Origin of the sequence: Pseudotabrizicola sp. 4114 (genome assembly GCF_031457365.1) — a bacterium.
Taxonomy (GTDB): domain Bacteria; phylum Pseudomonadota; class Alphaproteobacteria; order Rhodobacterales; family Rhodobacteraceae; genus Pseudotabrizicola.
Map to the genome: position 1 here is coordinate 903,175 of NZ_JAVDWP010000001.1, position 24,174 is coordinate 927,348.

The following is a 24,174-nucleotide window of genomic DNA, read 5'->3' on the forward strand; positions in this document are numbered from 1 at the left end:
GCACGATGACTGAAAATACAACTGCCATGGTGATCCGTGGCCGCAAAATTGCCACTGACATAAATGGATTGGTTAGCCTGACCGACATTCACTCGGCTTCCGGCTTTTCCAAAAACCGAACACCCGGCGACTGGCTAGGCTTGCAGACCACGACACAGAGAATACTTCGTGTGCTGAAGCTAAATACCGGGAAATCGGGTAATTGGACGAAAACTGATTATAGAACAGCCACTTACGCCAAAAGGGGTGCCGGAGGGGGCACGTTCGCCGATCCAAGGTTGGCTCTCGATTACGCTGAGTACCTGAACCCAGCACTTGCCATAGAGGTTAAGGAGGTCTTTCTCAGGTACAAGTCTGCTGACCCAACACTTGCAGATGAAGTCTTGCAGCGGGCGACTGACGAACAGAACGAGTGGGCAGCAACACGAGCGCTGGGTCGCGTCAAGCGCAACGAATTCACAGAAGCACTCAAGCAGCATAATGTCAGCGGCTTTGGGTATGGAAACTGCACAAATGCTGTTTACAAGGAAGTCCTTGGGGGCACAAGCAAGGCGGTACTTAAGGCGCGCGACCTGCCTGAGAAGACAAACCTTCGCGACAAAATGTCGAAGGACGAGCTTGTGTATGTGATGATGGCTGAAACTCTCGCACGGCAACGGATCGAGGACGAAAAACCCACAGGCAACACCCCATGCGAACGCGCAACTCAGAGGTCGGCATCATTTGTGCGTCAGGCAATTGATCTGGACCGCAAGGACCGCCAGAAGTCGCTGGGTATGTAAGAAAGTCGCTGGCCCTTTACTGGGCCAGCCTCCACACATACCGCCGCATCCTGTCCTTCTCGCCCCTGACCGCCTTCTGGTCCAGCAGGAGCCGCATAGCCTTGCTGACGCGCCGCGTCACGTCCAGCACCATCCGCACGTCGCGTATGTCCTTGCCTTCCTCGCCGCATATCCGCTCTGCCAGATCCCGGCTTGAAAGCGGTTCGCCCTTGCGCAGTTCCCGTAAGAGGAATTGACGCAGCTCGTTGCGGTGGAAAATCACCAGACGGCTTTGCCTGATCTGTCGCCCCTCAAGTTCACCCTCAAAGCCCATAGCGCACAGGATGCGGTCAATGGCTTCCAGATCGTTGTGGAGTTCGGCGGAACGCTCACGCAGGGCGACAAGTTCGCCCATGGTGTCGTCGCGCATCTTGAGAAGGCCGGAAACTGTGTTTTGCATGCGGAAATACTAGCAGAGTCAGGCGGTTAGGTGTAGTTTCTAGTTGGTGCGTTTGCTACATAACGCCGCGGAAAAACAGCGTGGTGCCGCCCAAGGGGATCGGCAGGCCCAGCCGTTGCAGCCCCGGCAAGACAATGCGGAACCATGTCGCGTATTCGATGGTGAAACAGCGCGACAGCCAGTTGGTGGTGGGGTTGTAGAAGTCGAGCATGCCCTGCAGACAGGCCACCTCGGGCCCGCGCTGATAAAACCGCTCGACCACACGGGTGATCTGGTCCGGTTCGGGCGCGTCTTCGGCGTCATAGACCCCGATGATCGAGCCCCGGCAATGGTCGATGGCAAAGTTCAGCGCCCGCGGTTTGGTCTTGATCTGGCCATCGGGCACCACGATGATCCGCATCCATGGCGGCAGATCCGCCCCGGCAAGGGCGTCGCGGGTCAGATGATCCTCGGCCTCGACCACCAGCACAATGTCGAGCAACTCACGCGGGTAGTCCAGCTTGCCCAGACGGCGCACAAGGCGCGGGGCGATGTTGCTTTCACCATAAAGGGCGACGATGACCGAGACGACCGGCATCCGCACGATGATCGGCGGGGCAGGGTCGGGCGGGCGGCGCAGCCCGGCGGCCAACCCGGCGGCGGCTTTGAGCAGGGTGGTCAGAAGCAGGGTCAGAAACGTCCAGCCGGTCAGCAACCACAATAGGCCCAGGGGCCAGACCAGCATCAGGACGGCGGTCAGGCCGGCAATCAGCAGCGCCGGGCCGGTCAGGCCGGAACCGCCCAGCGTGCGGCAGCTTTCGGCATCGGGCACCCGCGTTTCCGCAGCTTGCGCCAGTTGCCTGCCGCGCAGCGCCAGTACGGTTTCCTGCACCGCTTGCCGGGAGGTGATGGCCATGGCCACCGGGCCAAACAGCCGGGTCAGGTGGTCGCGGTGATGCAGAAAATCCTCGGGTTCCGCCGTGGCGATGACGGTCGCGCCGCCCACGTCGCGCCACGGCAGCATCGACTTTCGCAGGCAGGCACTGGCACCCAGCCGGTCCAGCAGCCGGGTGTCGGGCGGGGTTTTCGCCGGGTCGATGACACAGGTCTCCCAATGGGCGGCCAGCACGGCATAAAGCTCATCCGGGGGCAGGGCGGCGCGCGCGAGCAGGATATCGGTGATCCGGCCCCGGCGCTGGGTCTGCAAGGCCAGCGCCTGCACAATCTCGTCGCCCTTGACCAGCCCGTCCCGCAGCAGCGCCACGCCCAGTGTATCGGCCCGGCTCAGCAGCGGCGCAGCGGGTTGCGCGCCCTCAACAGGCACGACAACCGGCGCAGATCGGGGAAGCGGTTGAGCGGCGGACATAGACCCTCGGCTGTTGCCGGCCGAGAGTGGCATGAAGCTGGTTAATGCAGTGTTAAGGCCGCTGCATCCCCCAGCCGCGGCGCAGGATCATCCACGCCGCGAAGCACGGCAGGTCAGGCCCGCAGGTCAGACGGGGCGGCGGGCCTGCATTTCCCGGGCAAAGCGCTCAAACAGGTAATAGCTGTCTTGCGGGCCGGGGCTGGCTTCGGGGTGGTATTGCACCGAAAACACCGGCTTGCCGGCCAGCGCAATGCCGCAGTTCGAGCCGTCGAACAGCGAGATATGGGTTTCATCCACGCCTTTTGGCAGGGTCTGGCTGTCCACGGTAAAGCCGTGGTTCATCGAGGTGATTTCCACCTTGCCGGTGGTCAGATCCTTGACCGGGTGGTTGGCACCGTGATGGCCGTGGTTCATCTTGACGGTCTTTGCCCCAAGGGCAAGGGCCAGCATCTGATGGCCAAGGCAGATGCCGAACACCGGGATCTCTTTTGCCAGCACGCCCTGAATCATCGGCACCGCATAGGCGCCGGTGGCCGCCGGATCGCCGGGGCCATTGGACAGGAACACGCCTTCGGGGTTCAGCGCCAGCACATCCTCGGCCGTGGCAGAGGCGGGCAGGACGGTGACTTCGCAACCCGCCGAGGCAAGGCAGCGCAGGATGTTGCGTTTCGCGCCGTAGTCGATGGCGACGACCCGCAGGCCCGCCCCCTCACGCCGGGTATAGCCCTCGGGCCAGGCCCAGCGTTGTTCATCCCAAGCGTAGGACTGGGTGCAGGACACGTCCTTGGCCAGATCAAGGCCGACCAGACCCTTCCACGCGCGGGCGCGGGCGACCAGCGCCTCGATGTTGAAATTGCCCTCGGGGTCATGGGCCAGCGCCACATGCGGCGCGCCCTGCTGGCGGATGGCGCGGGTCAGGCGACGGGTATCGACGCCGCCGATGCCGATGCGGCCTTTCTTGACCAGCCAGTCCGTCAGCTCGCCGGTGGCGCGCCAGTTTGAGGGCTCGGTCACGTCCCATTTCACCACCATCCCGGCGGCGACGGGTTCGGCGGTTTCGTCATCTTCAACGGTCACGCCGGTATTGCCGATATGGGGGAAGGTGAAGGTGACCACCTGACCCGCATAGCTGGGGTCGGTCATGATCTCCTGATAGCCGGTCATCGCGGTGTTGAACACCAGTTCCGCCACCGTCTCGCCGACCGCGCCAAAGCCATTGCCGTAAAACACCGTGCCATCGGCCAGAGCAAGGCAGGCGGTTGCTTTCTGCTGAGCAGACATGGCGGCGACTCCTATCGGTAAATTGCGCGGAACCTACGGGGGATAGCGGGCGGGGTCAAGGCTTTGTCACAAATGGAATATGTCAGGATTACAATGGCTTGGGAAAAGCATGGCCGGTTGTCCTCTGGGCCCAACCCCTGTATTATGCGCGCCTTGGTCCCTGATGGAAGGCATCCTCATGTCGCTGCGCGAACGTCTGCAGATTTCCCTGAAAGAAGCGATGAAGGCGAAGGAGGTGGACAGGCTGTCCACCCTGCGGCTGATCAACGCCGCCATCAAGGACCGCGAGATCGCGGTGCGCGGCGAAGGCGGCGAGGTCGAGGTGGGCGAGAGCGATATTCTGGCCATCCTTGGCAAGATGGTGAAACAGCGCCAGGAATCGGCCCGCGCCTATGAAGAGGGCGGGCGGCTGGAACTGGCGGAAAAGGAACTGGCCGAGGTCAAGGTGATCGAGGAATTCCTGCCGCGCCAGCTGTCCGCCGCCGAAGTCGAGGCCGCCATCGTGGCCGCCGTGGCCGAAGTCGGTGCCGACAGCATCCGCGATATGGGCAAGGTGATGGCGGTTCTGAAGGGCCAGTACACCGGCCAGATGGATTTCGGCGCGGTCGGGCCGATGGTCAAGGCGCGGCTGTCGTAAACGGCAAAGCGCCCTCTTGTCGCTGCGGTTCAGGCACACTTGCGCCGCTGCCCCCAGCGCCTCCCTCCCCCCTCGTGGGGGAGGGCCGGGGTGGGGGGGCGTTCCGGCCAAAACCCCCACCCCCATCCCCTCCCCACAGAGGGGGGGGGAGGCGCAGGTTCTGCCGGTCAGATCATCAGGCGCGGCCGCACCAACGTCATGACGTCAGCCAGACGCACACCAGACGCGGGCCAGACCCGGCGCATACCCGGAATTTTTTCGTGATTTCAGACCCTTATGCCCCAATGCCAGCCCATCCCCGGCAGAGGCAGGCACCCGCTCACCCCGCTGCGATCAACCGGCCCAGCCGTCTGATGCCTTCGTCAATCGCCGCCTCATCGGCGCGGGAAAAGCTCAGGCGGATGGTGTTGCCGCCCGAGCCATCGGCAAAGAACGCGCGCCCCGGCACAAAGGCCACCCGCTCGGTTTCCAGCGAGCGGGCCAGCAGATCGGCACCGTCCATGCCTTCGGGTAGGGTGATCCAGACGAACATGCCGCCTTCGGGGCGGGTCCATGCGACGCCCTCTGGCATCTCACGCGACAGCGCCGCCAGCATGTGGTCGCGCCGCGCCTTGTAGACCGCGCGCAGGCCCGCCACATGGCTCTCGAACAGGGTGGCGGCGACATCGGCAATCGCCATCTGGTTCAGGGTGCTGGAATGCAGATCGGCGGCCTGTTTCATCAGCACCAGCCGCCCGATCACCGGGCTGGCGGCGCAGACCCAGCCCACCCGCAAGCCGGGGGCAAGCGTTTTGGAGAACGAGCCGCAATAGATCGTGCGGCAGTCTTCGATGCTGCCTTTACGGGCGATTTCCAGCACCAGAATCGGCGGCACCGCCTCGCCGTCAAAGCGCAGCGCCTGATAGGCGGCATCCTCGACAATCGCGGCGCCCAGATCATCGGCCAGATCCAGCACCCGTTCGCGGTCGGCGCGGGGGATCGTCTCGCCGGTCGGGTTGGCGAAATCGACCGAGAGATAGGCGAATTTCACCCGGCCGCCGGCCTCGGCCGCCTTGGCGGTGTATTCCGCCGCCCCCCGGTTTTCGCGCGGGTCGAGCCGGTCATAGACCGGCTCATAGGCGTTGAACGCGCCCAAAGCGCCCATATAGGTCGGCCAGTTCACCAGCACGGTATCACCCGTGCCGATCATCAGCTTGCCCAGATAGTCCAGCGCCTGTTGCGAGCCCGAGGTGATCAGGATGTTGTCGACGCCGCAGGGAATCCCCAGCCCGGCCATATGCGCGGCCAGCCATTGGCGCAGCGGCAGATAACCCTCGCTCACCGAGTATTGCAGCGCGGCATCGGCCTTGCCGGGGGCAAGGGCGGCGGTCAGCGCGCCCTGAAACGCGGCGACCGGAAACAGTGCCGGGTCAGGGATGCCGCCGGCAAACGAGATGATGTCGGGCTGATCCAGCAATTTCAGCAGTTCGCGGATTTCCGATGCCTTCATCCGCCCCATGCGTGGCGCCAGAACCTGTTCCCAGTGCATTGCCGTGTCCTCCCGGTCATTCCTGCGCGGGCGCGCTGCACGCCGCCCGTTTGACGCGCACCCTGCCGCGCCGGGGTAAGCAAGTCAATAATGCTGACCCATGCCTGCGACATTGGTGCGGCTTGCTCTGTCCTGCGACACAAGGCATGGCTGAGATCAAAGCTATCGTCACGCCAGATCTTCGCAAAGGAGCCTTTGATGAAACCCCTCTATGCCGCCATCTTTGCCTTGTGCGCCGCCCCCGTGTTTGCCGGGGATGCCGCTGTGGGCGAAAAGGAATTTGCCAAGTGCAAATCCTGCCACGGCCTAACCGCCGCTGACGGCACCACCATCGTCAAGGGCGGCAAGACCGGGCCGGACCTGTTCGGCGTCGTGGGCCGGCCGGTCGCTTCTGTCGCGGATTTCAAATATGGCGAGAGCATCCTTGCGGTTGGCTCTGCCGGGGCTGTCTGGGATGAGGCGAGCCTTGCTGCCTATATGACCGATCCTGCCGTCTGGCTGAAAGAACAGACCGGCGATACGGCGGCCAAGTCGAAGATGACCTTCAAGCTGCGCGCCAAGGCCGAAGACGTGGCGGCCTATCTGGCCACCCAGAACTGAAGCGCTGATCTGCCGCAAATCTGGGGGCGTGCCGCAGCGGCGCGCCCTTTGTCTTGTGCGCCATTGACCCGCGGTTCTGCACGGTCCAGCGACCGCTTTGAGGGCCTTTCCGCCGCCGCTGCGGGCCTGACGCAAAAATCCGGTGCATTTTTCAACCCCCTGCGACATCTGCACTTGATCCAGATCAAATTCCCCCGTTGCCGCCACCCGTTCTGAAAGCTATTACCAAAGCTGAATATCCGACTCCGCTGGTCGGACGATCGCACATAACAAAAACGGGAGACGCCAATGGCGGACGCAGCCATCCATGGCCACGACCATGATCAGCGAGGGTTCTTCACCCGCTGGTTCATGTCGACCAACCACAAAGACATCGGGATTCTTTACCTGTTCTCCGGCGGTATCGTCGGCCTGATCTCGGTCATCTTCACCGTCTACATGCGGATGGAGCTGATGGAACCGGGCGTGCAATACATGTGTGCCGAAGGCGCTCGGCTGATTGCCACCACCACCGACCAGTGTACGCCCAACGGCCACCTCTGGAACGTGCTGATCACCGCCCATGGCATCCTGATGATGTTCTTTGTGGTGATCCCGGCCCTGTTCGGGGGCTTTGGCAACTACTTCATGCCGTTGCAGATCGGCGCGCCGGATATGGCGTTTCCGCGCCTGAACAACCTCAGCTACTGGCTTTACATCGCGGGTACGGCTCTGGCCGTGGCCTCGGTGCTGACGCCGGGCGGCAATGGCCAGCTTGGGTCGGGCGTGGGCTGGGTGCTGTACCCGCCGCTGTCGACCAATGAGGGCGGCTATTCGATGGATCTCGCGATTTTCGCGGTTCACCTGTCGGGGGCCTCGTCGATTCTGGGTGCGATCAACATCATCACCACCTTTCTGAACATGCGCGCGCCGGGCATGACCATGCACAAGGTGCCGCTGTTCGCCTGGTCGATCTTTGTCACCGCCTGGCTGATCCTGCTGGCGCTGCCGGTTCTGGCGGGTGCGATCACCATGCTGCTGACCGACCGCAACTTCGGCACCACCTTCTTCCAGCCCGAAGGCGGCGGCGACCCGATCCTGTATCAGCACATCCTGTGGTTCTTTGGCCACCCGGAGGTGTATATCATCGTGCTGCCAGCCTTTGGCATCATCTCTCAGGTCATCGCCACCTTCTCGCGCAAGCCGATCTTCGGCTATCTGCCGATGGTCTATGCGATGGTTGCAATTGGTGTTCTGGGCTTTGTCGTCTGGGCGCACCACATGTACACCGTCGGTATGTCGCTGACCCAGCAGTCGTACTTCATGCTGGCCACCATGGTCATCGCGGTGCCGACCGGCATCAAGATCTTTTCGTGGATCGCGACCATGTGGGGCGGCTCGATCGAGTTCAAGACGCCGATGCTCTGGGCGTTCGGCTTTTTGTTCCTGTTCACCGTCGGTGGTGTGACTGGCATCGTGCTGAGCCAGGCTGGCGTCGACCGCGCCTATCATGACACCTACTATGTCGTCGCGCACTTCCACTACGTGATGTCGTTGGGTGCCGTGTTCGGGATCTTTGCCGGGATCTACTACTGGTTCGGCAAGATGTCGGGCCGGGAGTTCCCGGAATGGGCGGGCAAGCTGCACTTCTGGGCGATGTTCATCGGGGCCAACCTGACCTTCTTCCCGCAGCACTTCCTGGGCCGTCAGGGCATGCCGCGCCGTTACATCGACTATCCGGAGGCGTTTGCCTACTGGAACTATGTCTCGTCGATCGGTGCGTTCCTATCCTTTGCGTCCTTCGTGTTCTTCATCGTCATGATGTTCTACGCACTGAAGTTCGGCCGCCGCGTGACCCAGAACAACTACTGGAACGAATACGCCGACACGCTGGAATGGACCCTGACCTCGCCGCCGCCCGAACACACGTTCGAGCAACTGCCAAAGCGCGAAGACTGGGACAAGGCACACGGCCACTGAGGCTGACACCAAAGCGAAAGGCCCCGGAGCGATCCGGGGCCTTTTTGCATGGGGCGGGGGGCCAGAGACGGGCTGCCGCCGGGTCAGGATCGCCAGACTTTGACCCCGGGGCCGATCTGCGGGATACTGTGCCGGATCTGACGCCCCAAAAGGACGTGCCCTTATGACCGCCCGCTTTGTGTTTATCCTGCCCCTGATCCTCGCCGCCTGTGTCCGGTCCGGTGCCAGCGATGCCGTCAGCATGGCGACCACCGGCCCTGCGCCGGAGGCGCTGCACAGCTTTACCATCGACCGTGCCTATACCGTGACCGATACCCGCGAGCTGGCATTCCGTGACCAGATCGCCGCCGAGGCGCGGCAGCTGTGCGGGTTTGGCGAGTACAGCCTGTATTCTTCGCGTCCGGTGGGGGTGGAGGTGGTGCGGGAGGATTTTCTGTATCGTCAGCACGAGGTGCAGATCACCTGTGACCGCTGATCACAGGTGGCCGGGCATGGACATTGCCACATGCCGCTCTATTCTCCGGGCCTGAGCAAGAGGACCGCACCCCGCCATGCCCTATCAGTGGCTTCCGCCCGACCTGACCGACAGCGATACCCGGCATCTGCGGCTTTGGCCGTACCGGTCGCTGCCGCGACAGGGGTTTGTCTGGTTCATCGGTGGCACTTCGGCGCTGATCGCGCTGCCGCTGCTGACGGTGCTGGGCTCGCCGGTGTTGTGGGGGCTGTTGCCGTTTCTGGTGCTGGCGGTGGCCGGGGTCTGGTGGGCGCTGCAGCGCAGCTACCGGGATGCCGAGATTGTCGAAGACCTGACCCTGACGCCGGCGCTGATCACCCTGACCCGGCAGGGGCCGCGCAAGACCCATGCCGAATGGCAGGCCAATCCGCATTGGGTGCGGGTCGAGATGCACAAGACCGGCGGCCCGGTGCCGCAATACCTGACCCTGCACGGCGGCCCGCGCCCGGTCGAGATCGGGGCGTTTTTGTCCGAGGATGAGCGGGTCAGCCTGTCGGCTGAGCTGCGCGCCGCGCTGGCCGGGCACAAGGGCTGACCCTGCCCGTTTCGGGGCAGGGGGGGCGATGGGTATCAGTGTGGCGTCACACCGCGCAGCCGCTCGGAGCGGCGGCGCAAGATTTCCAGCGTGGCCAGCATGCCGATCGAGATCACCACCAGAATGGTCGCCACCGACAGGATGGCGGGGCTGATCTGTTCGCGGATGCCGTTCCACATCTGGCGCGGAATGGTCTGCTGGTCATGGGCTGCGACGAACAGCACCACCACCACCTCGTCAAACGAGGTGACAAAGGCAAACAGCGCGCCCGAGATCACGCCCGGCAGGATCAGCGGCATGGTGACCTTGAAGAACGTGGTGGTCGGCGGCGCGCCCAGGCTGGCGGCAGCGCGGTTCAGCGACTGGTCAAAGCCGATCAGCGTGGCGGTGACGGTGATGATGACAAAGGGAATGCCAAGCGTCGCGTGGGCCAGTACAACGCCCAGATAGCTGCCGGTCAGCCGCCCGCAGTGCTGCGCAAGCCCGGTCCAGTTCAGCAGCGCACAGGGGCTGGAGTAGAAAAAGAACAGCCCCGTGGCGGTGATGATGATCGGCACGATCATCGGCGAGATCAGGATCGCCATGATCAGCCGCCGGTTGGGCATTTCCGGCCGCGACAGGCCCAGTGCGGCGATGGTGCCCAGCACGGTGGCCACGATGGTCGAGAAAAACCCGATGATTACCGAATTCTTGGCCGCGTTGACCCAGGCACTGTTCTGCCAGACCAGCGACCACCACGCCGCATCGCGCGGCACATCGGTGGGGATCGAGGGCTGGGTCAGCAACAGATCGTACCAGCGCAGGCTATAGCCGGTGGGATCAAAGGCCAGCATCTTTTCGGTAAAGGTAAAGTAAGGCTCGGCATTGAACGACAGCGGCATGACGATCAGGATCGGCGCGATCAGGAACAGAAAGATCAGCGCGCAGATCACCAGTCTGGTGTAATGCCAGACGCGCTCCAGCGGGGATGCGTAAACGGGAAGGGACATTCAGATCACCCGAGCTTGAGGTTGTCGATACCGACCAGCCGGTCGTAGATCCAGTACAGCACCAGCACCGCGCCCAGCAACAGGGCGGCAAGGGCCGACGCGAGGGACCAGTTCAGGCTGCTTTGCATGTGAAAGGCGATCAGGTTGGAGATCAGCTGACCGCTTGCCCCGCCGACCAGCGCCGGGGTGATGTAATAGCCGACCGCCAGAATGAACACCAAGAGCGACCCGGCGCCCACGCCCGGCAAGGTCTGCGGCAGGTAGACCCGGCGGAACGCAGTCCAGCTGGTGGCGCCAAGAGAGCGCGCAGCGCGCACATAGGAGGGCGGGATCGGGCGCATCACCGAATAGAGCGGCAGGATCATGAACGGCAGCAGGATATGCGTCATCGCAATGATCGTGCCCATCTGGTTGTAGATCATCTGGATCCGCCCATCCTCGCTGATGATCCCCAGTGCCACCAGGGTGTTGTTGATCACGCCCTGTTGCTGCAGCAGCACCATCCAGCTGGTGGTGCGCACCAGAAGCGAGGTCCAGAACGGCAGAAGCACAAGGATCATCAGCAGGTTGGACCATTTCATCGGCAGGGTTGCCAGCAGATGCGCAATCGGAAAGCCCAGCAGAAAGCAGGTGAATGTGATCAGCCCGGCCAGCAGGAAGGTCTTTACGAACAGGCTGACATAGATCTGTCGTTCCTCGGGCATGGGCACGATCTTGCCATTCACATCCCGGGTCATGTCGATCGCGGCGAGGAAAAAGTTGGCGCTATAGGCATCCGACACCTGCCGCATCGTGCCCCACAGATTGGGGTCCGCCCATTTTTCATCTGCCGCCAGCAGCGCGTCCCGATAGGGCGGCTCGAAATCGTCGGCCCGGCGCGCGGTCGAGGTGAACAGTGACCGGGTGCCCGACATCTCGTAATTGACCCGGGTGCCGACCACGCCGACGCTGCGCGCGGCGGCGGCGTCTTTCAGATCCAGCGCGAGCGCTTCCCATGCGATATCGTCCGGCGCTGTGCCGGGCGGGGTTTCGGCAAACCATGCCGTGGTGCGCGGCATGTTGGCGGAAAACCCGTCATTGTAGATCGCCTGATGCATCAACTGCCCGATGGGCACGATAAAGGTGATGACGATAAAGGCCAGCAGCGGCAGCACCAGCAGGAACGCCCGCCGCTTGGCGCGCTGTTGCGCGGTGGCCAGCGCCGATTTCAGCGGGCGGCCGTCGCTGGTGGTCAAGAGACCCCCGGCAGGTGCAGAAATGTCAGCCATCAGAAAACCCCCTTTGCAACGGATCGGGGCGGCGGTTGTGCCGCCGCCCCGCGCCTGATTCAGATCAGTTCGACGCCAGCCAGGCGTTGAAACGCTCGTTCAGCTCGGTGTCGCGGTCGACCCAGAACTCATAGGACGACGGCAGCGCATTGGTCAGGTTGGCGGCAGAGGTGGGCATGTTCGGGCCCATCTCGGTCTTGCCATCCATGAACAACCCGACCAGCGGGCCCGAAGACACGCGCGCCGGGCCATAAGCGATCCACTTGGCCTGATCGGCCAGCGCCTGCGTCGTGGTGGCATAGGTCAGGAACTGCTTGGCCGTATCCATGTTGGGCGCGCCCTTGGGGATGGCGTAGCCGTCATATTCATAGACCTGCCCGTCAAACACCTGCACAAAGGGCTTGCCCTCGGTCACAGCGGCCGAGAAGAAGCGGCCGTTATAGCCGGTGGTCATCACCACTTCGCCATCGGCCAGCAGCTGCGGCGGTTGCGCGCCGGCTTCCCACCAGATCATGTCGGATTTGATCGTGCCCAGCTTGGCAAAGGCCCGCTCCACGCCTTCCGGCGTTTCCAGCATGGCATAAACCTCATCCGCAGGCACACCATCGGCCATCAGCGCCATTTCAAGGTTGACCTTGGCGCCTTTGCGCATGCCGCGCTTGCCCGGATAGGTGGTGGTGTCAAAGAAGTCCGCAATCGTCGTCGGTGGATTTTCAGGGAACTTGGTCGAGTCGTAAGCAAAGTTGGTCGAGAAAACGATGGTCGCGACAAAGCAATCGGTTACAGCGCCGGGCAGGAAGTCATCCATGGCGGCTGTGCCATCGGCACCGGCGGCCAGAATCGCCGGGTCCAGCACTTCCAGCAGGCCTTCGTCGCACATGCGCACGGCATCGGCATATTCCAGATCGACCACGTCGATGGTCACGTTGCCCGCTTCGACCTGCGCCTTGATCGGAGCGGCCGGGTTGTCGGCATCGACGTTGATGACTTTGATCCCGGTCTCGGCAGCGAACGGCTTGTGATAGGCCTCGATCTGGCTGGTGGCATAAGCGCCACCCCAGGACATGACGGCGATTTCCTGTGCCGAAGCGGCAAGGCCAAAGCCCGAAAGGGCAGTGGACAGGACAAGAAGTTTCTTCATTGGCAAGCTCCCATGTTGGTTATCGGTGGTTCTTTGGGCCGCTGTTTGCGGCGCTCCCCTTGTGGCCGGGGAATTGGTCAGATCGGGTCGAGCGCGCGGGCATCCTGCGGATGCCAGCCGACCTTTATCTGCTCACCCGGGGTCAGACGGGTCTGACCTTGGGTGTTGCGGCATTTCATCACGAAGTCATCCGACCCCGCGACCCGCAGCCGGGTGCGCAGGATGTCACCCATATAGATGACCTCCAGCACTTCGGCCCCGATCATATGCGCGCCATCGGGCATCATGCCGGTCTTGAACTCCACCCGTTCGGGCCGGATCGAGACCATGGTCTGCTGGCCTTTTTGCGTGACGTTGACGGGGGTTGCGTCAATCAGCTCACCCGTGGCCAGCCGCACCAGCGCCTTGTCGCCCGACAGCTCTTCCAGCGTGCCGGGCAGCTTGTTGTTCTCGCCGATGAAGCCCGCCACAAAGCTGTTGTCGGGGCGTTCATACAGATCAGCGGGCGGGGCCAGCTGCTGGATTCGGCCATCGTTGAACACGGCGATGCGGTCCGACATCGTCAGCGCTTCGCCCTGATCATGGGTGACATAGACGACCGTGATGCCAAGGCTTTCGTGCAGATGCTTGATTTCAAACTGCATATGTTCACGCAGCTGTTTGTCCAGCGCGCCCAGCGGTTCGTCCATCAAGACCAGCTTGGGGTCAAACACCAGTGCGCGGGCCAGCGCGATCCGCTGTTGCTGACCGCCGGACAGTTGGGCCGGGCGACGGTTGGCGAAAGCCCCCATCTGCACCATATCGAGCGCGCGCTTCACTTTGGCGTCGCGGTCAGATTTGCCCATCCCGCGCACTTCGAGCGGAAAGGACAGGTTTTCGCCCACCGTCATATGCGGAAACAGCGCGTAATTCTGAAACACCATGCCGATGCCGCGCTTGTGCGGCGGCACCATGTTGATGTTGGTGCCATCCAGCCGGATCTCGCCATTGGTGGCGGTCTCGAACCCGGCAAGCATCATCAGGCAGGTGGTCTTGCCCGAGCCTGACGGCCCGAGCATGGTCAGGAACTCACCCTTGGCGATGGTCAGATTAAGGTCTTTGACGACAAGGCTTACCCCGTCATAGCTTTTTTGCACCCGGTCAAAGGCAACAAAGGCGTCGTTGTGGCTTTCGCTCACCGCGCTGGTCTCCCCATGTGGTCCGGCAGTTAATCTGCGCTTGTTAAAGTGACTAAAGCCAATGCTGCTCTGCATTGCAACTGGCATGTCGTAATTTAAGGCATTGCATGTCGATTGCGGGAAAATCAGTCATATTGCGCCGCTTTCGCCGTCTGTTGCGGCAGTTGACAGGCAGAACGCGGACAAATTGCCTGCGCTTTGGCCTGCCGGAGCGGCGGGAGGAGGGGGCGCGGCGCGCAGGGGCCCAAAACGCCAGAAGGCGCCCGGTTCAAGGGGCGCCTTCTGAGGAAATTCCAGGTCGTGGTGCGGATGAAAAGACTCGAACTTTCACTCCGATTAAAGAACAGCGACCTCAACGCTGCGCGTCTACCAATTCCGCCACATCCGCAGACACGACCTAGATGGCGGGCTTTTAGCGAAGCCGCGCGGCGAAGGAAAGAGGGATTCTACGCCCCCCGCCGCTTTCTCTGCAGCGCCCGGCTGACCGTGTGAAAACCGCCCACCGTCTCAGTTGCCCAAGAGCAGAAACGGCAGCTTTGCCGCCGACATCACCACCCGCGCACCTGCTGAGTCGGCTGCCGGGGTGGTGGCGTCGGCCTGTGCCACGGTTTGCGCGGGCGCAACCGGTTGCGGTGCGATGGCTGCGGCAGCCGGGACCGGCTCGGGCGCGACCGCAAACTGCGGCAGGGTGGCAGGCACCACCGGCACCAGCGCATCGGCGCGGCCTGCTGCGGTATAGGCGGCCTTGCGGATCACCGCGCCCCGGTCGCCCAGACCGGGCGCAAACACCGCCTGACCCTGGCCGATGGCGGTCAGCCCCATGTCGTACCAGTCCAGCGCCAGCTCGGGCCGCACGGTGGCACCGTAACCCTGGCTCAGGTGATGGCCCAGCAGTTCGGCATAGCCCGCCTCGCCCAACGCGGTCAGCAGCAGCGCTGAGCCGACCGCCACATCCATCGCATCGGTGGTATAGCCGACGCCAAGGCAGACCCTGGCCGTGCCCGACAATTGCGCAGGCGACATGCCTGAGCCAAGGATAAAGCCCTGCACCCCGCTCAGCACCTCATCGCGGGGTTTCAGCGACAGCCCGGCCACATGCTCGGCCAGCACCGGGCCAAAGCCCGCGCATTGCTCGGCGATCTGGGTGGGGGTGTAGCCCGCAACCTTGCCCGCCAGCTCTTCGCCCGTGGCCATCGCATAGGTCCGGGCCAGACAGAACTGCTCCCCCAGTGCAAAGCCGGGGTCGGTCATGCTGGCCTCGGTCACATAGCCGCCATTGGTGTTGGTCATCAGGCTGATCTTGTTGCAATGGCTGGCGAGCGAGACCTGCGTGCTGCCCGCGCCCATGAAACTGGGCAGGGCCGGGGCGGCCGCAACCGCCACCGGCGCGGCCTCGGGCATCAGCGCGGGCAGGGCCGGGGCTGCGGCCATCACCCCAGCCGGGGGCGCAACGGGGGCGGCAGGCACCGCCGCCATTGCGGGCGGAATGCCCGCCATCTCGTCGCGCTGCATCAGCAGCAGGCCCTTCATGCCCATCGGATGCGTTGCTGCCGCCTGCGCCACCACCGGCCCGCCCGCAATCGCGCGGTGATAGGCGGTGACCAGCACCGAGCGTTCGTAATCGGTCAGCTGCCCGCTGGGCGGATAGCCCAGCGTGGCCTGATAGCTGGAAATCGCCGCGCGGCTTTTGGGGCCGATGGAGCCGTCCGGCGTGCCGACCGGGTAGCCGAAGTGATTGAGCGCGGTCTGCACCTCGCGGTTGGCCTCACGCTGCGCGCTGGAGATCCCGGGTTTGGCCGATTTGGTTGACCGGCGCTGCGTGGTGGCCTGACGCTTTTGCTGGTCGCGGGCGATGGCATGGCCGAGGATGCCGCCGATCAGCGCGCCCGCAATCGCGTCGCCCGCATCGGCACGAACCGGCTCTGCCGGGGTCAGGCCCAGCCCTGCGATGATCCCGACGGTTGCAATTGCTTTGAACTTCATCACATCTCTCCCCAAATAGCAGACTCACCTTCAATAGGCCAAAAGGCTATCACAATCCCGCGAGCTGCCTAGTCCTCTTTTCCTTACCCACAGGCCCCCCATGCCCGAATGGCTGCACCTTCCCGGTCTTTCCCCCTATCTCGAAACCCTCGCAGCGATGGAGGCGCGGGCCGAGGCGATTGCGCGTGGTGATGCGCCCGAGGCGATCTGGCTGCTGGAGCATCCGCCGCTCTATACCGCCGGCACCAGCGCGCGCGACGCCGATCTGACCGATCCGGACCGTTTCCCGGTGCATGCCGTGGGGCGGGGCGGGCAGTACACCTATCACGGGCCGGGGCAGCGGGTGGTCTATGTGATGCTCGATGTCGGCGCGCGGGGGCGCGATGTGCGCTGCTTTGTGCGGGCGATGGAAAACTGGGTGATTGCGGCGCTGGCCGAATTCAACGTGACCGGCGAGGTGCGCCCCGGCCGGGTCGGCGTCTGGGTGCCACGCCCTGACCGGGCTGGGCCGGAGGGACAGCCCGCCGAGGACAAGATCGCGGCGATTGGCGTCAAACTGCGGCGCTGGGTCAGCTTTCACGGCATTTCCATCAATGTGGAGCCGGATCTGTCGCATTTCTCGGGCATCGTGCCTTGCGGCATCCGCGATCAGGGCGTGACCTCGCTGGTCGATCTGGGTCTGCCGGTCACGCTGGATGATCTGGATCTGGCGCTGAAAACCACGTTTCCCCGGTTTTTCCCCGAGGGCGGGCTGCGGCCCGACGGGGTCAGTCCCCCAGCCTGCGCCGGCTGACCGGCTGGCGGTGCAATCGCCCCCCACCCCCATCCCCTCCCCACGAGGGGGAGGGGAGGCGCAGATCCTGTCGGCGGTGTGTTGTCTTGACGGGCGGGCTGGGCGCGGGTTCAGCCGCAAGTCACGTTCAAAACCATATCCGGCACAAGTGCCTCCCTCCCCCCTTGTGGGGGAGGGCTGGGGTGGGGGGGGCGTGGCGGCCAGATGCCTCAGCCTGTCGTCAGGCGCGAGGCTTACGGCAGGATCGCCAGCCACATCCAGACCGAACCGATCGACAGGGCCGTGGCGATCAGCACTGCCGAGGCGTTCACCCGCTTGCCCACGCCATACATATGCGCGAACAGATAGGCGTTGACGCCCGGTGCCATCGCCGCCGTCACCACTGCCGAGCGCAGGGCGGCAGTCTCCAGCGCAAAGACTTGCGTTGCCAGCAGCCAGGTCACCCCCGGATGCACGATCAGCGATGCGGCGCAGACCATGGCGATGGTGGCGCGGTCGCCCTCTGGCTTATAGCGCAGAAGCACGCCGCCAAGGCCGAACAGCGCCGCAGGAATGGCGGCGCGGGTCATCAGATCCACCCCGGACCAGAACGCTCCCGGCAGCGGCAGGCCTGACAGGTTGACGGCAAAGCCCAGGCTGATGCCGATCACCAGTGGCTGCGAAAATACCGCCCGCCCGATCTGGCGCGACAGGGCTGCCGCCGACAGTCCCTGTCCGCGCGTGCGTGCCCATTCCATCAGCCCGATGCCAAAGCCGTACAGCATGGGGGAGTGGATCGAGATGATGGCAAAATTGCCCTGCAGCGCCTCCACCCCATACGCCCGCTCGGTGATCGGCAGGCCCAGCAGCAGCGAGTTGGAGAACAGCCCGGCAAAGCCGATGGCGACAGAATCGGTCAGCGGTCGTTTGAACAGCCAGCGCGCCCCGACAAAGCAGACCGCAAAGCCGCTAAACGCCCCGGCATAGAACGACACCAGCAGCCCGGTCTCATAGGCCCCGGACAGATCCAGCGTGGCGATAGAGCGGAACAGCAGGCACGGCACCGCGAAATTCTGCGCAAAGCGCATCAGCCCGTCGACGGCAGAGTCTGAAAACAACCCGAAGCGGGCGGCGGCGTAGCCAAAGGCGATGACCATGAACACCGGCAGGATCACGTCCAAGAGGGCGGTCATGCCGAAATCTCGATCACCATGCCATCAAACGCGGGGCGGATATGGGGCGGCAGCTCGGTCAGCAACGTCGCATAATCCAGATCATTGTGCATGTTGGTCAGCACCGCCCGCGCAGGCTGCGCGCGGTCGATCCAGCCCAGCGTCATCTCCAGATGGGCATGGGTCGGGTGCGGCTTGCGGCGCAGCGCATCGACCACCCAGACCTCCAGCCCGGTCAGCAGCGGCCAATGTGCCTCGGGGATCGCCACGGCGTCGGGCAGATAGGCGAGCTTACCGATGCGAAAGCCCAAGGCATCCATACTGCCATGCTCGCACAGAAACGGCGTCAGCGTCAGATCGCCGCCCGCGCCGGTCACCGTAAACGGCGTGTCGTCGGTAATGGTGTTCAGATCGAGGATCGGCGGATAGGGGCTGCCCGCAGGTTGGACAAAGGCATAGCCAAAGCGCGAGATCAGCGCCTCCTGCGTCGGGCCATCGGCCCAGACCGGCAGGCGGCGGCGGATGTTGAACACCACCTGCCGCAGGTCGTCGATGCCATGGGTATGATCGGCATGGGCATGGGTAAAGGCCACGCCGTCCAGCGCCCCCACCCGGGCCGCCAGCAATTGCGCATGCATGTCGGGCGAGGTGTCGATCAGCACCCGCGTTATGCCCTGCGCGCCGATCCGCTCGACCAGCATCGAACAGCGGGTGCGGCGGTTCTTCGGGTTGGCGGGATCGCAGGCGCCCCAGTCCGGCACTTCCATCCCAAGCCGTGGCACCCCGCCAGAGGAGCCGCAGCCAAGGATGGTATAGCGCAGGCGGTCAGTCATGCTGCGCTGTCCGGCAGGCGGGCGCGGGTGAACAGCCGGTCAAAGTTTGCGGTGGTCTGCGCGGCAAAGGCCGCCTCGGACAGGCCGAACAAAGCCGCCCCGGCCTTGCCGGTATAGGCGGTATAGGCCGGTTCGTTGCGCCGCCCGCGATGGGGTGGCGGGGCCAGATAGGGGCTGTCGGTTTCCAGCAGGATCCGGTCGACCGGGCAGGCGGCAAAGATGTCGCGCAGCGCCTGCGAGCGCGGAAACGCGGCGATACCCGACATCGACAGGTAAAACCCCAGCTCCAGCGCCGCCTTTGCCAGTGCTTCACCGCTGGAAAAGCAATGCATCACGCAGGAATAGGGCCGCTCGCGATAGCCCTCGGTCAGGATTGCCGCCATATCCTCATCAGCCCCGCGCGCGTGAATGATCAGCGGCAGGCCGGTTTCCTGTGCCGCGGTGATGTGCAGGCGCAGGCTTTGCTGCTGCACGGCCTTTGTTTCGGCGGTGTAGTGGTAATCCAGCCCGGTCTCGCCGATGCCCACGAATTTCGGGTGCTGCGCCAGCGCCACCAGCTGATCGACGGTTGCCATCGGCTCTTCGGCCGCGCTCATCGGATGGGTGCCTGCGGCGTAAAACACCGAAGCGTGCGCCTCGGCAATTGCGCGCACGACCGGTTCATTGCGCAGCCGGGTGCAGATTGTCACCATCCGCCGCACCCCGGCGGCATGCGCGCGGGCGATGACATGATCCAGCTCGCCCGCAAAGTCGGGAAAATCAAGGTGGCAGTGACTGTCTACGATTTCAGGGGGCTGTCGGAGGGACATGCAACGCTCATTTCTGGGCGAGCTGGCCCGCCGTCTCGTCAATTTTGAGCAAGCTATCCATCAGAAGCGCGGCAGGGTCAAGGTTGACCGCCTTGCCCCGGCGCGCCCGCAGCGACAAGGTTTGCGCAAGGTCGGCCCAGCCCCGTGCGGCCTGTTCCGTGGGCACCAGACGGGCAAACAGATCGCCCTCACCGCGCGCTGCCTCGGGCGGCAGCTGGCGCAGGGTGCCGGCGCGCGCCAGCCGCGCCAGAAACAGGTCGAGCAGCGTGATGATCAGATCAAACCGCTCTTCCGATCCCTTGCCCGCTCCGGTTTCAGCCAATGTCAGCGCGCGCGGGCGGTCCAGCCGGGGCAGGGTGGTGAACAGCTGGATCAACCCGGCATAGGTTTTCAGCCCGTCCAGATTGGTCAGCCGGAACGCCTCGCCCACCGAGCCGCCGGCCAGCTCGCCAAGCGCCTGCACATCATCCGGGTCGACCGCGCCCCCCGCCTGTTCCAGCGCCCGCGCAAGGGGTTCTGGCGGCAGCGCGGTCAGCCGCAGCTCGCGGCAACGTGACCGGATCGTGGGCAAAAGCCGGTGCGGCTGATGCGCGATGACGAGGAAAGTCACATCGGCAGGCGGCTCTTCGAGCAGTTTCAGCAGCGCATTGGCCGCGCCGGTGTTCAGATCATCGGCCGCGTCGATGATCGCCACCCGGCGGCCACCATCGGCGGCTGAGAGTGCGAAGAAGGATTTCATCTTGCGCACCTCATCCACCCTGATGTCGGCAGAGAGCGCGGTTTCCTTGTCATTGGCCCCGCGCCGCAGCAGGAACAGGCGCGGCTCGGCCAGTTGCAGCATCCGGCGCGCCACGGGGGCATCGGCGGGAATGTCCATCGACTCGGGCGGCGGGGCGGCGAACATGCCGCCATCGTCGGGCGGTGTGGCCAGCAAGAACCGCGCGATGCGCCAGGCCAGCGTGGCCTTGCCCACGCCCTTTGGCCCGGTGATCAGCCAGCCATGATGCAGGCGGCCCGAGGTAAAGGCATTGAGAAACGCACTCTCCGCCGCGTCATGGCCAAACAGCCGCCGGGTCTCGCGCGGGTGCGGCGCGCCTTCGATCCGGTCGGGTTCGGGCAGGTCGGCGGCGGCCATCAGCGCGCCCCGATCGCGGCCAGCGCTTGTGCCAGCACATCGGCGGCCACCGCTTCGGGGCTGCGCGCGCCGTCGATCACGCGAAAGCGGGCATGACGCGCGGCCAGTGCCAGAAACCCGGCCCGGGCGCGGGTCTGAAACGCCAGCCCCATATCCTCGAACCGCATCTCGGCCCCGGCGCGGGCGGTGGCGCGGGCCAGCCCTTGGGCAGGGTCCAGATCGACCAGCAGCGTCAGGTCCGGTTCAATGCCGATCATCAGATCGTGCAGCGTATCGACCGTGGCCGACAGATCGCCGCGGGTGATGCCCTGAAAGATCCGGGTAGAATCGGCAAACCGGTCGGTGATCACCACATCGCCCCGCGCCAGTGCCGGGCGGATGGTCTTTTCGACATGGTCGCGGCGGGCGGCGGTGAACAGCAGGATTTCGGTCTCGGCCGACCAGCGGTCGGTCGCGCCTTCCAGCACCAGACGGCGGATCTCTTCGGCCCCGGCGCTGCCGCCCGGCTCGCGGGTCAGGGTCACGCCATGGCCAGCCGCGCGCAGGGCATCGGCCAGCAGACGCGCCTGCGTTGACTTGCCCGAGCCGTCAATGCCTTCAAAACTGATGAAAATCCCCGCCATAGCCCCCGCCTATCAGGAGGCGGGCTGCTCGTCGAGATAGCGTGCGCGCAGCGCATCGACCGCCGTCAGCAGCCGCTTGCCAAAGCCGCCCTTGGCGACATCCGCCTCGACCACCAGCGGTACGCGGGCATCGGGCAGGTCCGGGATGTGGATGATCATTTCGCCCACCGGCGTGCCGGCCGTCAGCGGTGCCTTGAGCGGGCCGGTATAGATCACCTCGGCGGTGGCGTTTTCCTGCACCAGCGCGGGCACCAGCAACCGCACATCCGCCGCAGGTACCAGCCCGACCGAGTCAGCAGCCCCCATCCAGACCGGCGCTTCAGCCACGCGCTGCCCGGCCTTGACCAGCGTTTTCTCGGCAAATTGCCGGAACGCCCAGGACACGATCCGCTCTGCCTCTTCGGCGCGTTCGCGTTCGCTGGCCAGCCCGGTGATCACAAAGATCACCCGCCGGTTGCCCTGCGCTGCCGATCCGGCAAGGCCATAGCCCGCCTCGGACGTGTGGCCGGTTTTCAGCCCGTCAGCGCCGACCCCCAGCGCCAGCAGCGGGTTGCGGTTGTTGGCATTGGCCGGCGCGCGGCCTTTGTAGTCAAAGGTCGTCTCGGCAAAGATCGGGTAGAACTCGGGGAAATCGACGATCAGCCGCTTGGACAGAATGCCCAGATCGCGCATCGACATCACATGCCCCACCGCAGGCCAGCCCGACGCGTTGCGGAACACCGAATGCTGCATCCCCAAGGCACGCGCGCGCGCCGTCATCTGATCGGCAAACGCCTCTTCGGTGCCCGCCAGCCCTTCGGCCACAGCGACACAGGCGTCATTGCCGGAGTTGACGATCATGCCGTGGATCAGATCGCTGACCGTGGGCCGGTCGGATTCCTGCAAGAACATCGTCGAGCCGCCCATCGCCGCCGCCCGGGCCGAGACCGGAAACGCGGTCTCCATAGTGACCCGGCCATCGCGCAGCGCCTCGAACAGCATGTTGATGGTCATCAGCTTTGACATGCTGGCGGGCGGCAGGGCCAGATCGGCATTCTTGTCCATCAGCACCGTTTCCGTGCTCACGTCATAAACCCAGGCTGCAGTCGCCCGCGTCTCGAACGCCTGCACCATGGGCGCGGCGAGCAGCAAAATCACGGTCAGAACCGGGCGGAACAGGGGGCGGAACAAAGTGCGCATCGGATCTCCGGCAGCTTATCGTTTCAGGAAGTAGGCATCGGGAAAGCCAAGACCCTTGACCTTTGTCATCGTCGCCGCATCACCGCGCGTGGTCACCGACCACAGCGCCTTGCCCTGGCTTTCCTCACGCCGCACAGTGCCGGTCATCCCGGCCTTTTTCAGCGTTTCTGCCGCGCGGGTGGCATTCGCCTCGACCGAGAAGATCCCGATCTGAATGGCGCGCCCGTCCGCCGCCGCCGCAGGAGCCGCGGGTTTTGGCGCAGCCGTCGGGGCAGGGGCCGCGGTGCCGCCGCTGACCACAGGGGCCACCGCTGTCGGTGACACCGGTTTGCCATCGGCCCGGTCCAGCGCCGCCGCGGCACCTGCAATCGGGTCCAGCGACTGGGTTTCCACCGTTTCCGACGAATCAAGAATGGGCTTTGTCGCGTCGGTGGTGATCTGTTCTTCCTCACGGCGCAGCGCGATCACGCTGACATCGGCAGGCGCGCCTGCCAGAATGCCCAGTGCCGCCGCCGCGTCAGACGAAATCTGCAGCTTGGGCCCGGGGTTTTCGATCTCGCGCCGGAACAGCGCGCCGATCACGAATTTGCCATTGCCGGTGTTGCGGATGATCACCCGCTCAGGGTCTTTGGCATCGGGAGAGGCAATCCAGACGCCACCCAGCGACGGGCGGCCATCCCACAGCGCCTTGTCCTTGGTCTGGAACACCTCGGGCGCTTCGACATCGCGGTCGACCAGCCGGGTCGAGGTCGAGGCCGCAGGCCGCGTCTGTGCGCCATCGGCGGTGTCGCCCCGCTTGAACGGGTTCCCGCCCTCCACACAACCCGCCAGAGCCGTGCTTGCGACTGTCATCAGGATAAGCGACCTGATCCGTGCCTGTGCCATTCCTTGCCCCCGATGGGCGCAGGTTCATCCTGCGCTTTTTTCCCGTGTCCGCTCCTTGCCGGTGCGGCTCTTGCCCGATGCATAGCGTGATTTGCGCCCGCATCATACCGTTGTGCGCCCCGCGTGGAAAGGGCGCGCGCAACGATCGTCACAGATCGACACGCACAGTTGACCAATCCGCACCACACCGCTTGAAATCGCCGCCAAGCCCGGATAATCGGTGCCAACTGGAAGTGTGGCCGAGTGGTTTAAGGCTCTAGTCTTGAAAACTAGCGTGCGGGGAACCGTACCGTGGGTTCGAATCCCACCGCTTCCGCCATTATCTCCCTTTCGAACCATTGACACCCCCATGCAGGGCGCGGAATTTTCCGTGTTTTCAAAGGGGTTTGCGGGAACAGTCCGAACCTCAGAGACCGCGTGCCGGGCCCGTTTCGGGCTCTGAATGCGCCTCCGGCTCAGGGCGAGCGAACCTCCCCCCCATTCAAGTTGGTTGTAAGCGGTGCGCCAGCCCCGTGGTTTCGGCATGAAGTGACTTCGGGCATGTCGTCCTGCAACTGAGTTTGCGGGGGACTGGTCGTGGAGCACCA

General features: G+C 64.4%; 23 protein-coding genes and 2 tRNA genes. 8 read left to right on the top strand and 17 right to left on the bottom strand.

Going from position 1 to position 24,174, the window contains the following annotated elements; genetic code table 11:
- Nucleotides 1–5 precede the first annotated feature (5 nt).
- The gene (locus J2X53_RS04440) at nucleotides 6–782 is read left to right on the top strand and encodes a KilA-N domain-containing protein (protein WP_349036239.1); all 777 of its coding nucleotides are present in this window, start codon (nucleotides 6–8) and stop codon (nucleotides 780–782) included.
- 16 nt (nucleotides 783–798) lie between these two features.
- On the opposite strand, the gene J2X53_RS04445 is transcribed toward J2X53_RS04440, so the two are convergent.
- The 3 genes from J2X53_RS04445 to carA form a co-directional block, all read right to left on the bottom strand.
- Entirely contained in the window at nucleotides 799–1,191 is a 393-nt protein-coding gene (locus J2X53_RS04445; RefSeq protein WP_349036240.1) for a hypothetical protein, read from the bottom strand.
- Nucleotides 1,192–1,276: 85 nt separating this feature from the next.
- Nucleotides 1,277–2,566, bottom strand: a complete 1,290-nt coding sequence (locus J2X53_RS04450) for a glycosyltransferase (protein WP_349036241.1) — start codon at nucleotides 2,564–2,566, stop codon at nucleotides 1,277–1,279.
- Between the two features lie 126 nt (nucleotides 2,567–2,692).
- Complete coding sequence (carA, locus tag J2X53_RS04455; protein ID WP_349036242.1) at nucleotides 2,693–3,847, bottom strand: glutamine-hydrolyzing carbamoyl-phosphate synthase small subunit; 1,155 nt, start codon at nucleotides 3,845–3,847, stop codon at nucleotides 2,693–2,695.
- Nucleotides 3,848–4,025: 178 nt separating this feature from the next.
- Here carA and J2X53_RS04460 point away from each other — a divergent pair, with 178 nt between their 5' ends.
- Complete coding sequence (locus J2X53_RS04460; protein ID WP_349036309.1) at nucleotides 4,026–4,484, top strand: GatB/YqeY domain-containing protein; 459 nt, start codon at nucleotides 4,026–4,028, stop codon at nucleotides 4,482–4,484.
- A gap of 319 nt (nucleotides 4,485–4,803) precedes the next feature.
- Here J2X53_RS04460 and J2X53_RS04465 read toward each other — a convergent pair whose 3' ends face one another.
- Nucleotides 4,804–6,012 (bottom strand): PLP-dependent aminotransferase family protein, encoded by a 1,209-nt coding sequence (locus tag J2X53_RS04465; RefSeq protein ID WP_349036243.1) that lies wholly within the window; start codon nucleotides 6,010–6,012, stop codon nucleotides 4,804–4,806.
- 198 nt (nucleotides 6,013–6,210) lie between these two features.
- Here J2X53_RS04465 and J2X53_RS04470 point away from each other — a divergent pair, with 198 nt between their 5' ends.
- The 4 genes from J2X53_RS04470 (at nucleotide 6,211) to J2X53_RS04485 (ending at nucleotide 9,620) form a co-directional block, all read left to right on the top strand.
- Nucleotides 6,211–6,612, top strand: coding sequence for a cytochrome C (locus tag J2X53_RS04470; protein WP_349036244.1), 402 nt, complete (start codon nucleotides 6,211–6,213; stop codon nucleotides 6,610–6,612).
- Between the two features lie 288 nt (nucleotides 6,613–6,900).
- Nucleotides 6,901–8,571: a cytochrome c oxidase subunit I gene (gene ctaD / locus J2X53_RS04475; RefSeq protein ID WP_349036245.1), complete on the top strand. Its 1,671-nt coding sequence runs from the start codon at nucleotides 6,901–6,903 to the stop codon at nucleotides 8,569–8,571.
- Between the two features lie 163 nt (nucleotides 8,572–8,734).
- Nucleotides 8,735–9,046: a hypothetical protein gene (locus J2X53_RS04480; RefSeq protein ID WP_349036246.1), complete on the top strand. Its 312-nt coding sequence runs from the start codon at nucleotides 8,735–8,737 to the stop codon at nucleotides 9,044–9,046.
- Between the two features lie 76 nt (nucleotides 9,047–9,122).
- Nucleotides 9,123–9,620 (top strand): DUF2244 domain-containing protein, encoded by a 498-nt coding sequence (locus J2X53_RS04485; RefSeq protein WP_349036247.1) that lies wholly within the window; start codon nucleotides 9,123–9,125, stop codon nucleotides 9,618–9,620.
- 35 nt (nucleotides 9,621–9,655) lie between these two features.
- Here J2X53_RS04485 and J2X53_RS04490 read toward each other — a convergent pair whose 3' ends face one another.
- The 6 genes from J2X53_RS04490 to J2X53_RS04515 all read right to left on the bottom strand — a co-directional run bounded on the left by J2X53_RS04490 (nucleotide 9,656) and on the right by J2X53_RS04515 (nucleotide 16,179).
- Nucleotides 9,656–10,609, bottom strand: coding sequence for an ABC transporter permease (locus tag J2X53_RS04490; protein ID WP_349036248.1), 954 nt, complete (start codon nucleotides 10,607–10,609; stop codon nucleotides 9,656–9,658).
- Between the two features lie 5 nt (nucleotides 10,610–10,614).
- Entirely contained in the window at nucleotides 10,615–11,877 is a 1,263-nt protein-coding gene (locus J2X53_RS04495; protein WP_349036249.1) for an ABC transporter permease, read from the bottom strand.
- Nucleotides 11,878–11,941: 64 nt separating this feature from the next.
- Nucleotides 11,942–13,018 carry an ABC transporter substrate-binding protein gene (locus J2X53_RS04500; RefSeq protein ID WP_349036250.1) on the bottom strand — a complete coding sequence of 359 codons (1,077 nt, stop codon included), beginning with the start codon at nucleotides 13,016–13,018 and terminating at the stop codon, nucleotides 11,942–11,944.
- Between the two features lie 77 nt (nucleotides 13,019–13,095).
- Entirely contained in the window at nucleotides 13,096–14,196 is a 1,101-nt protein-coding gene (locus J2X53_RS04505) for an ABC transporter ATP-binding protein (protein WP_349036251.1), read from the bottom strand.
- Nucleotides 14,197–14,497: 301 nt separating this feature from the next.
- A tRNA-Leu gene (locus J2X53_RS04510) sits at nucleotides 14,498–14,584 on the bottom strand.
- A gap of 119 nt (nucleotides 14,585–14,703) precedes the next feature.
- Entirely contained in the window at nucleotides 14,704–16,179 is a 1,476-nt protein-coding gene (locus tag J2X53_RS04515) for a peptidoglycan-binding domain-containing protein (protein WP_349036252.1), read from the bottom strand.
- 100 nt (nucleotides 16,180–16,279) lie between these two features.
- Between J2X53_RS04515 and lipB the strand changes: the two genes are divergently transcribed.
- On the top strand, nucleotides 16,280–16,972 hold the full coding sequence (gene lipB, locus J2X53_RS04520; protein WP_349036253.1) for a lipoyl(octanoyl) transferase LipB: 693 nt from the start codon (nucleotides 16,280–16,282) through the stop codon (nucleotides 16,970–16,972).
- Between the two features lie 233 nt (nucleotides 16,973–17,205).
- Here the strand turns inward: lipB and J2X53_RS04525 are convergent, their stop codons facing one another.
- The 7 genes from J2X53_RS04525 to J2X53_RS04555 form a co-directional block, all read right to left on the bottom strand.
- Nucleotides 17,206–18,144 carry an AEC family transporter gene (locus J2X53_RS04525; protein WP_349036254.1) on the bottom strand — a complete coding sequence of 313 codons (939 nt, stop codon included), beginning with the start codon at nucleotides 18,142–18,144 and terminating at the stop codon, nucleotides 17,206–17,208.
- Complete coding sequence (locus J2X53_RS04530) at nucleotides 18,141–18,956, bottom strand: MBL fold metallo-hydrolase (RefSeq protein WP_349036255.1); 816 nt, start codon at nucleotides 18,954–18,956, stop codon at nucleotides 18,141–18,143. Before J2X53_RS04530 ends, J2X53_RS04525 begins: the two co-directional genes overlap by 4 nt.
- Entirely contained in the window at nucleotides 18,953–19,765 is an 813-nt protein-coding gene (locus J2X53_RS04535) for a TatD family hydrolase (RefSeq protein ID WP_349036256.1), read from the bottom strand. The genes J2X53_RS04530 and J2X53_RS04535 overlap by 4 nt, the downstream gene beginning before the upstream one ends.
- A gap of 7 nt (nucleotides 19,766–19,772) precedes the next feature.
- A complete protein-coding gene (locus J2X53_RS04540) occupies nucleotides 19,773–20,900 on the bottom strand; it encodes a DNA polymerase III subunit delta' (protein WP_349036257.1) in 1,128 nt (375 codons plus the stop codon).
- Nucleotides 20,900–21,523: a dTMP kinase gene (gene tmk / locus J2X53_RS04545; RefSeq protein ID WP_349036258.1), complete on the bottom strand. Its 624-nt coding sequence runs from the start codon at nucleotides 21,521–21,523 to the stop codon at nucleotides 20,900–20,902. The genes J2X53_RS04540 and tmk overlap by 1 nt, the downstream gene beginning before the upstream one ends.
- Nucleotides 21,524–21,535: 12 nt before the next feature.
- A complete protein-coding gene (locus J2X53_RS04550; protein ID WP_349036310.1) occupies nucleotides 21,536–22,636 on the bottom strand; it encodes a D-alanyl-D-alanine carboxypeptidase family protein in 1,101 nt (366 codons plus the stop codon).
- An 81-nt stretch (nucleotides 22,637–22,717) separates the two neighbouring features.
- Nucleotides 22,718–23,554: an SPOR domain-containing protein gene (locus J2X53_RS04555; protein ID WP_349036259.1), complete on the bottom strand. Its 837-nt coding sequence runs from the start codon at nucleotides 23,552–23,554 to the stop codon at nucleotides 22,718–22,720.
- Between the two features lie 262 nt (nucleotides 23,555–23,816).
- Here J2X53_RS04555 and J2X53_RS04560 point away from each other — a divergent pair.
- Nucleotides 23,817–23,906 (top strand) — tRNA-Ser (locus tag J2X53_RS04560).
- Nucleotides 23,907–24,174 lie beyond the last annotated feature (268 nt).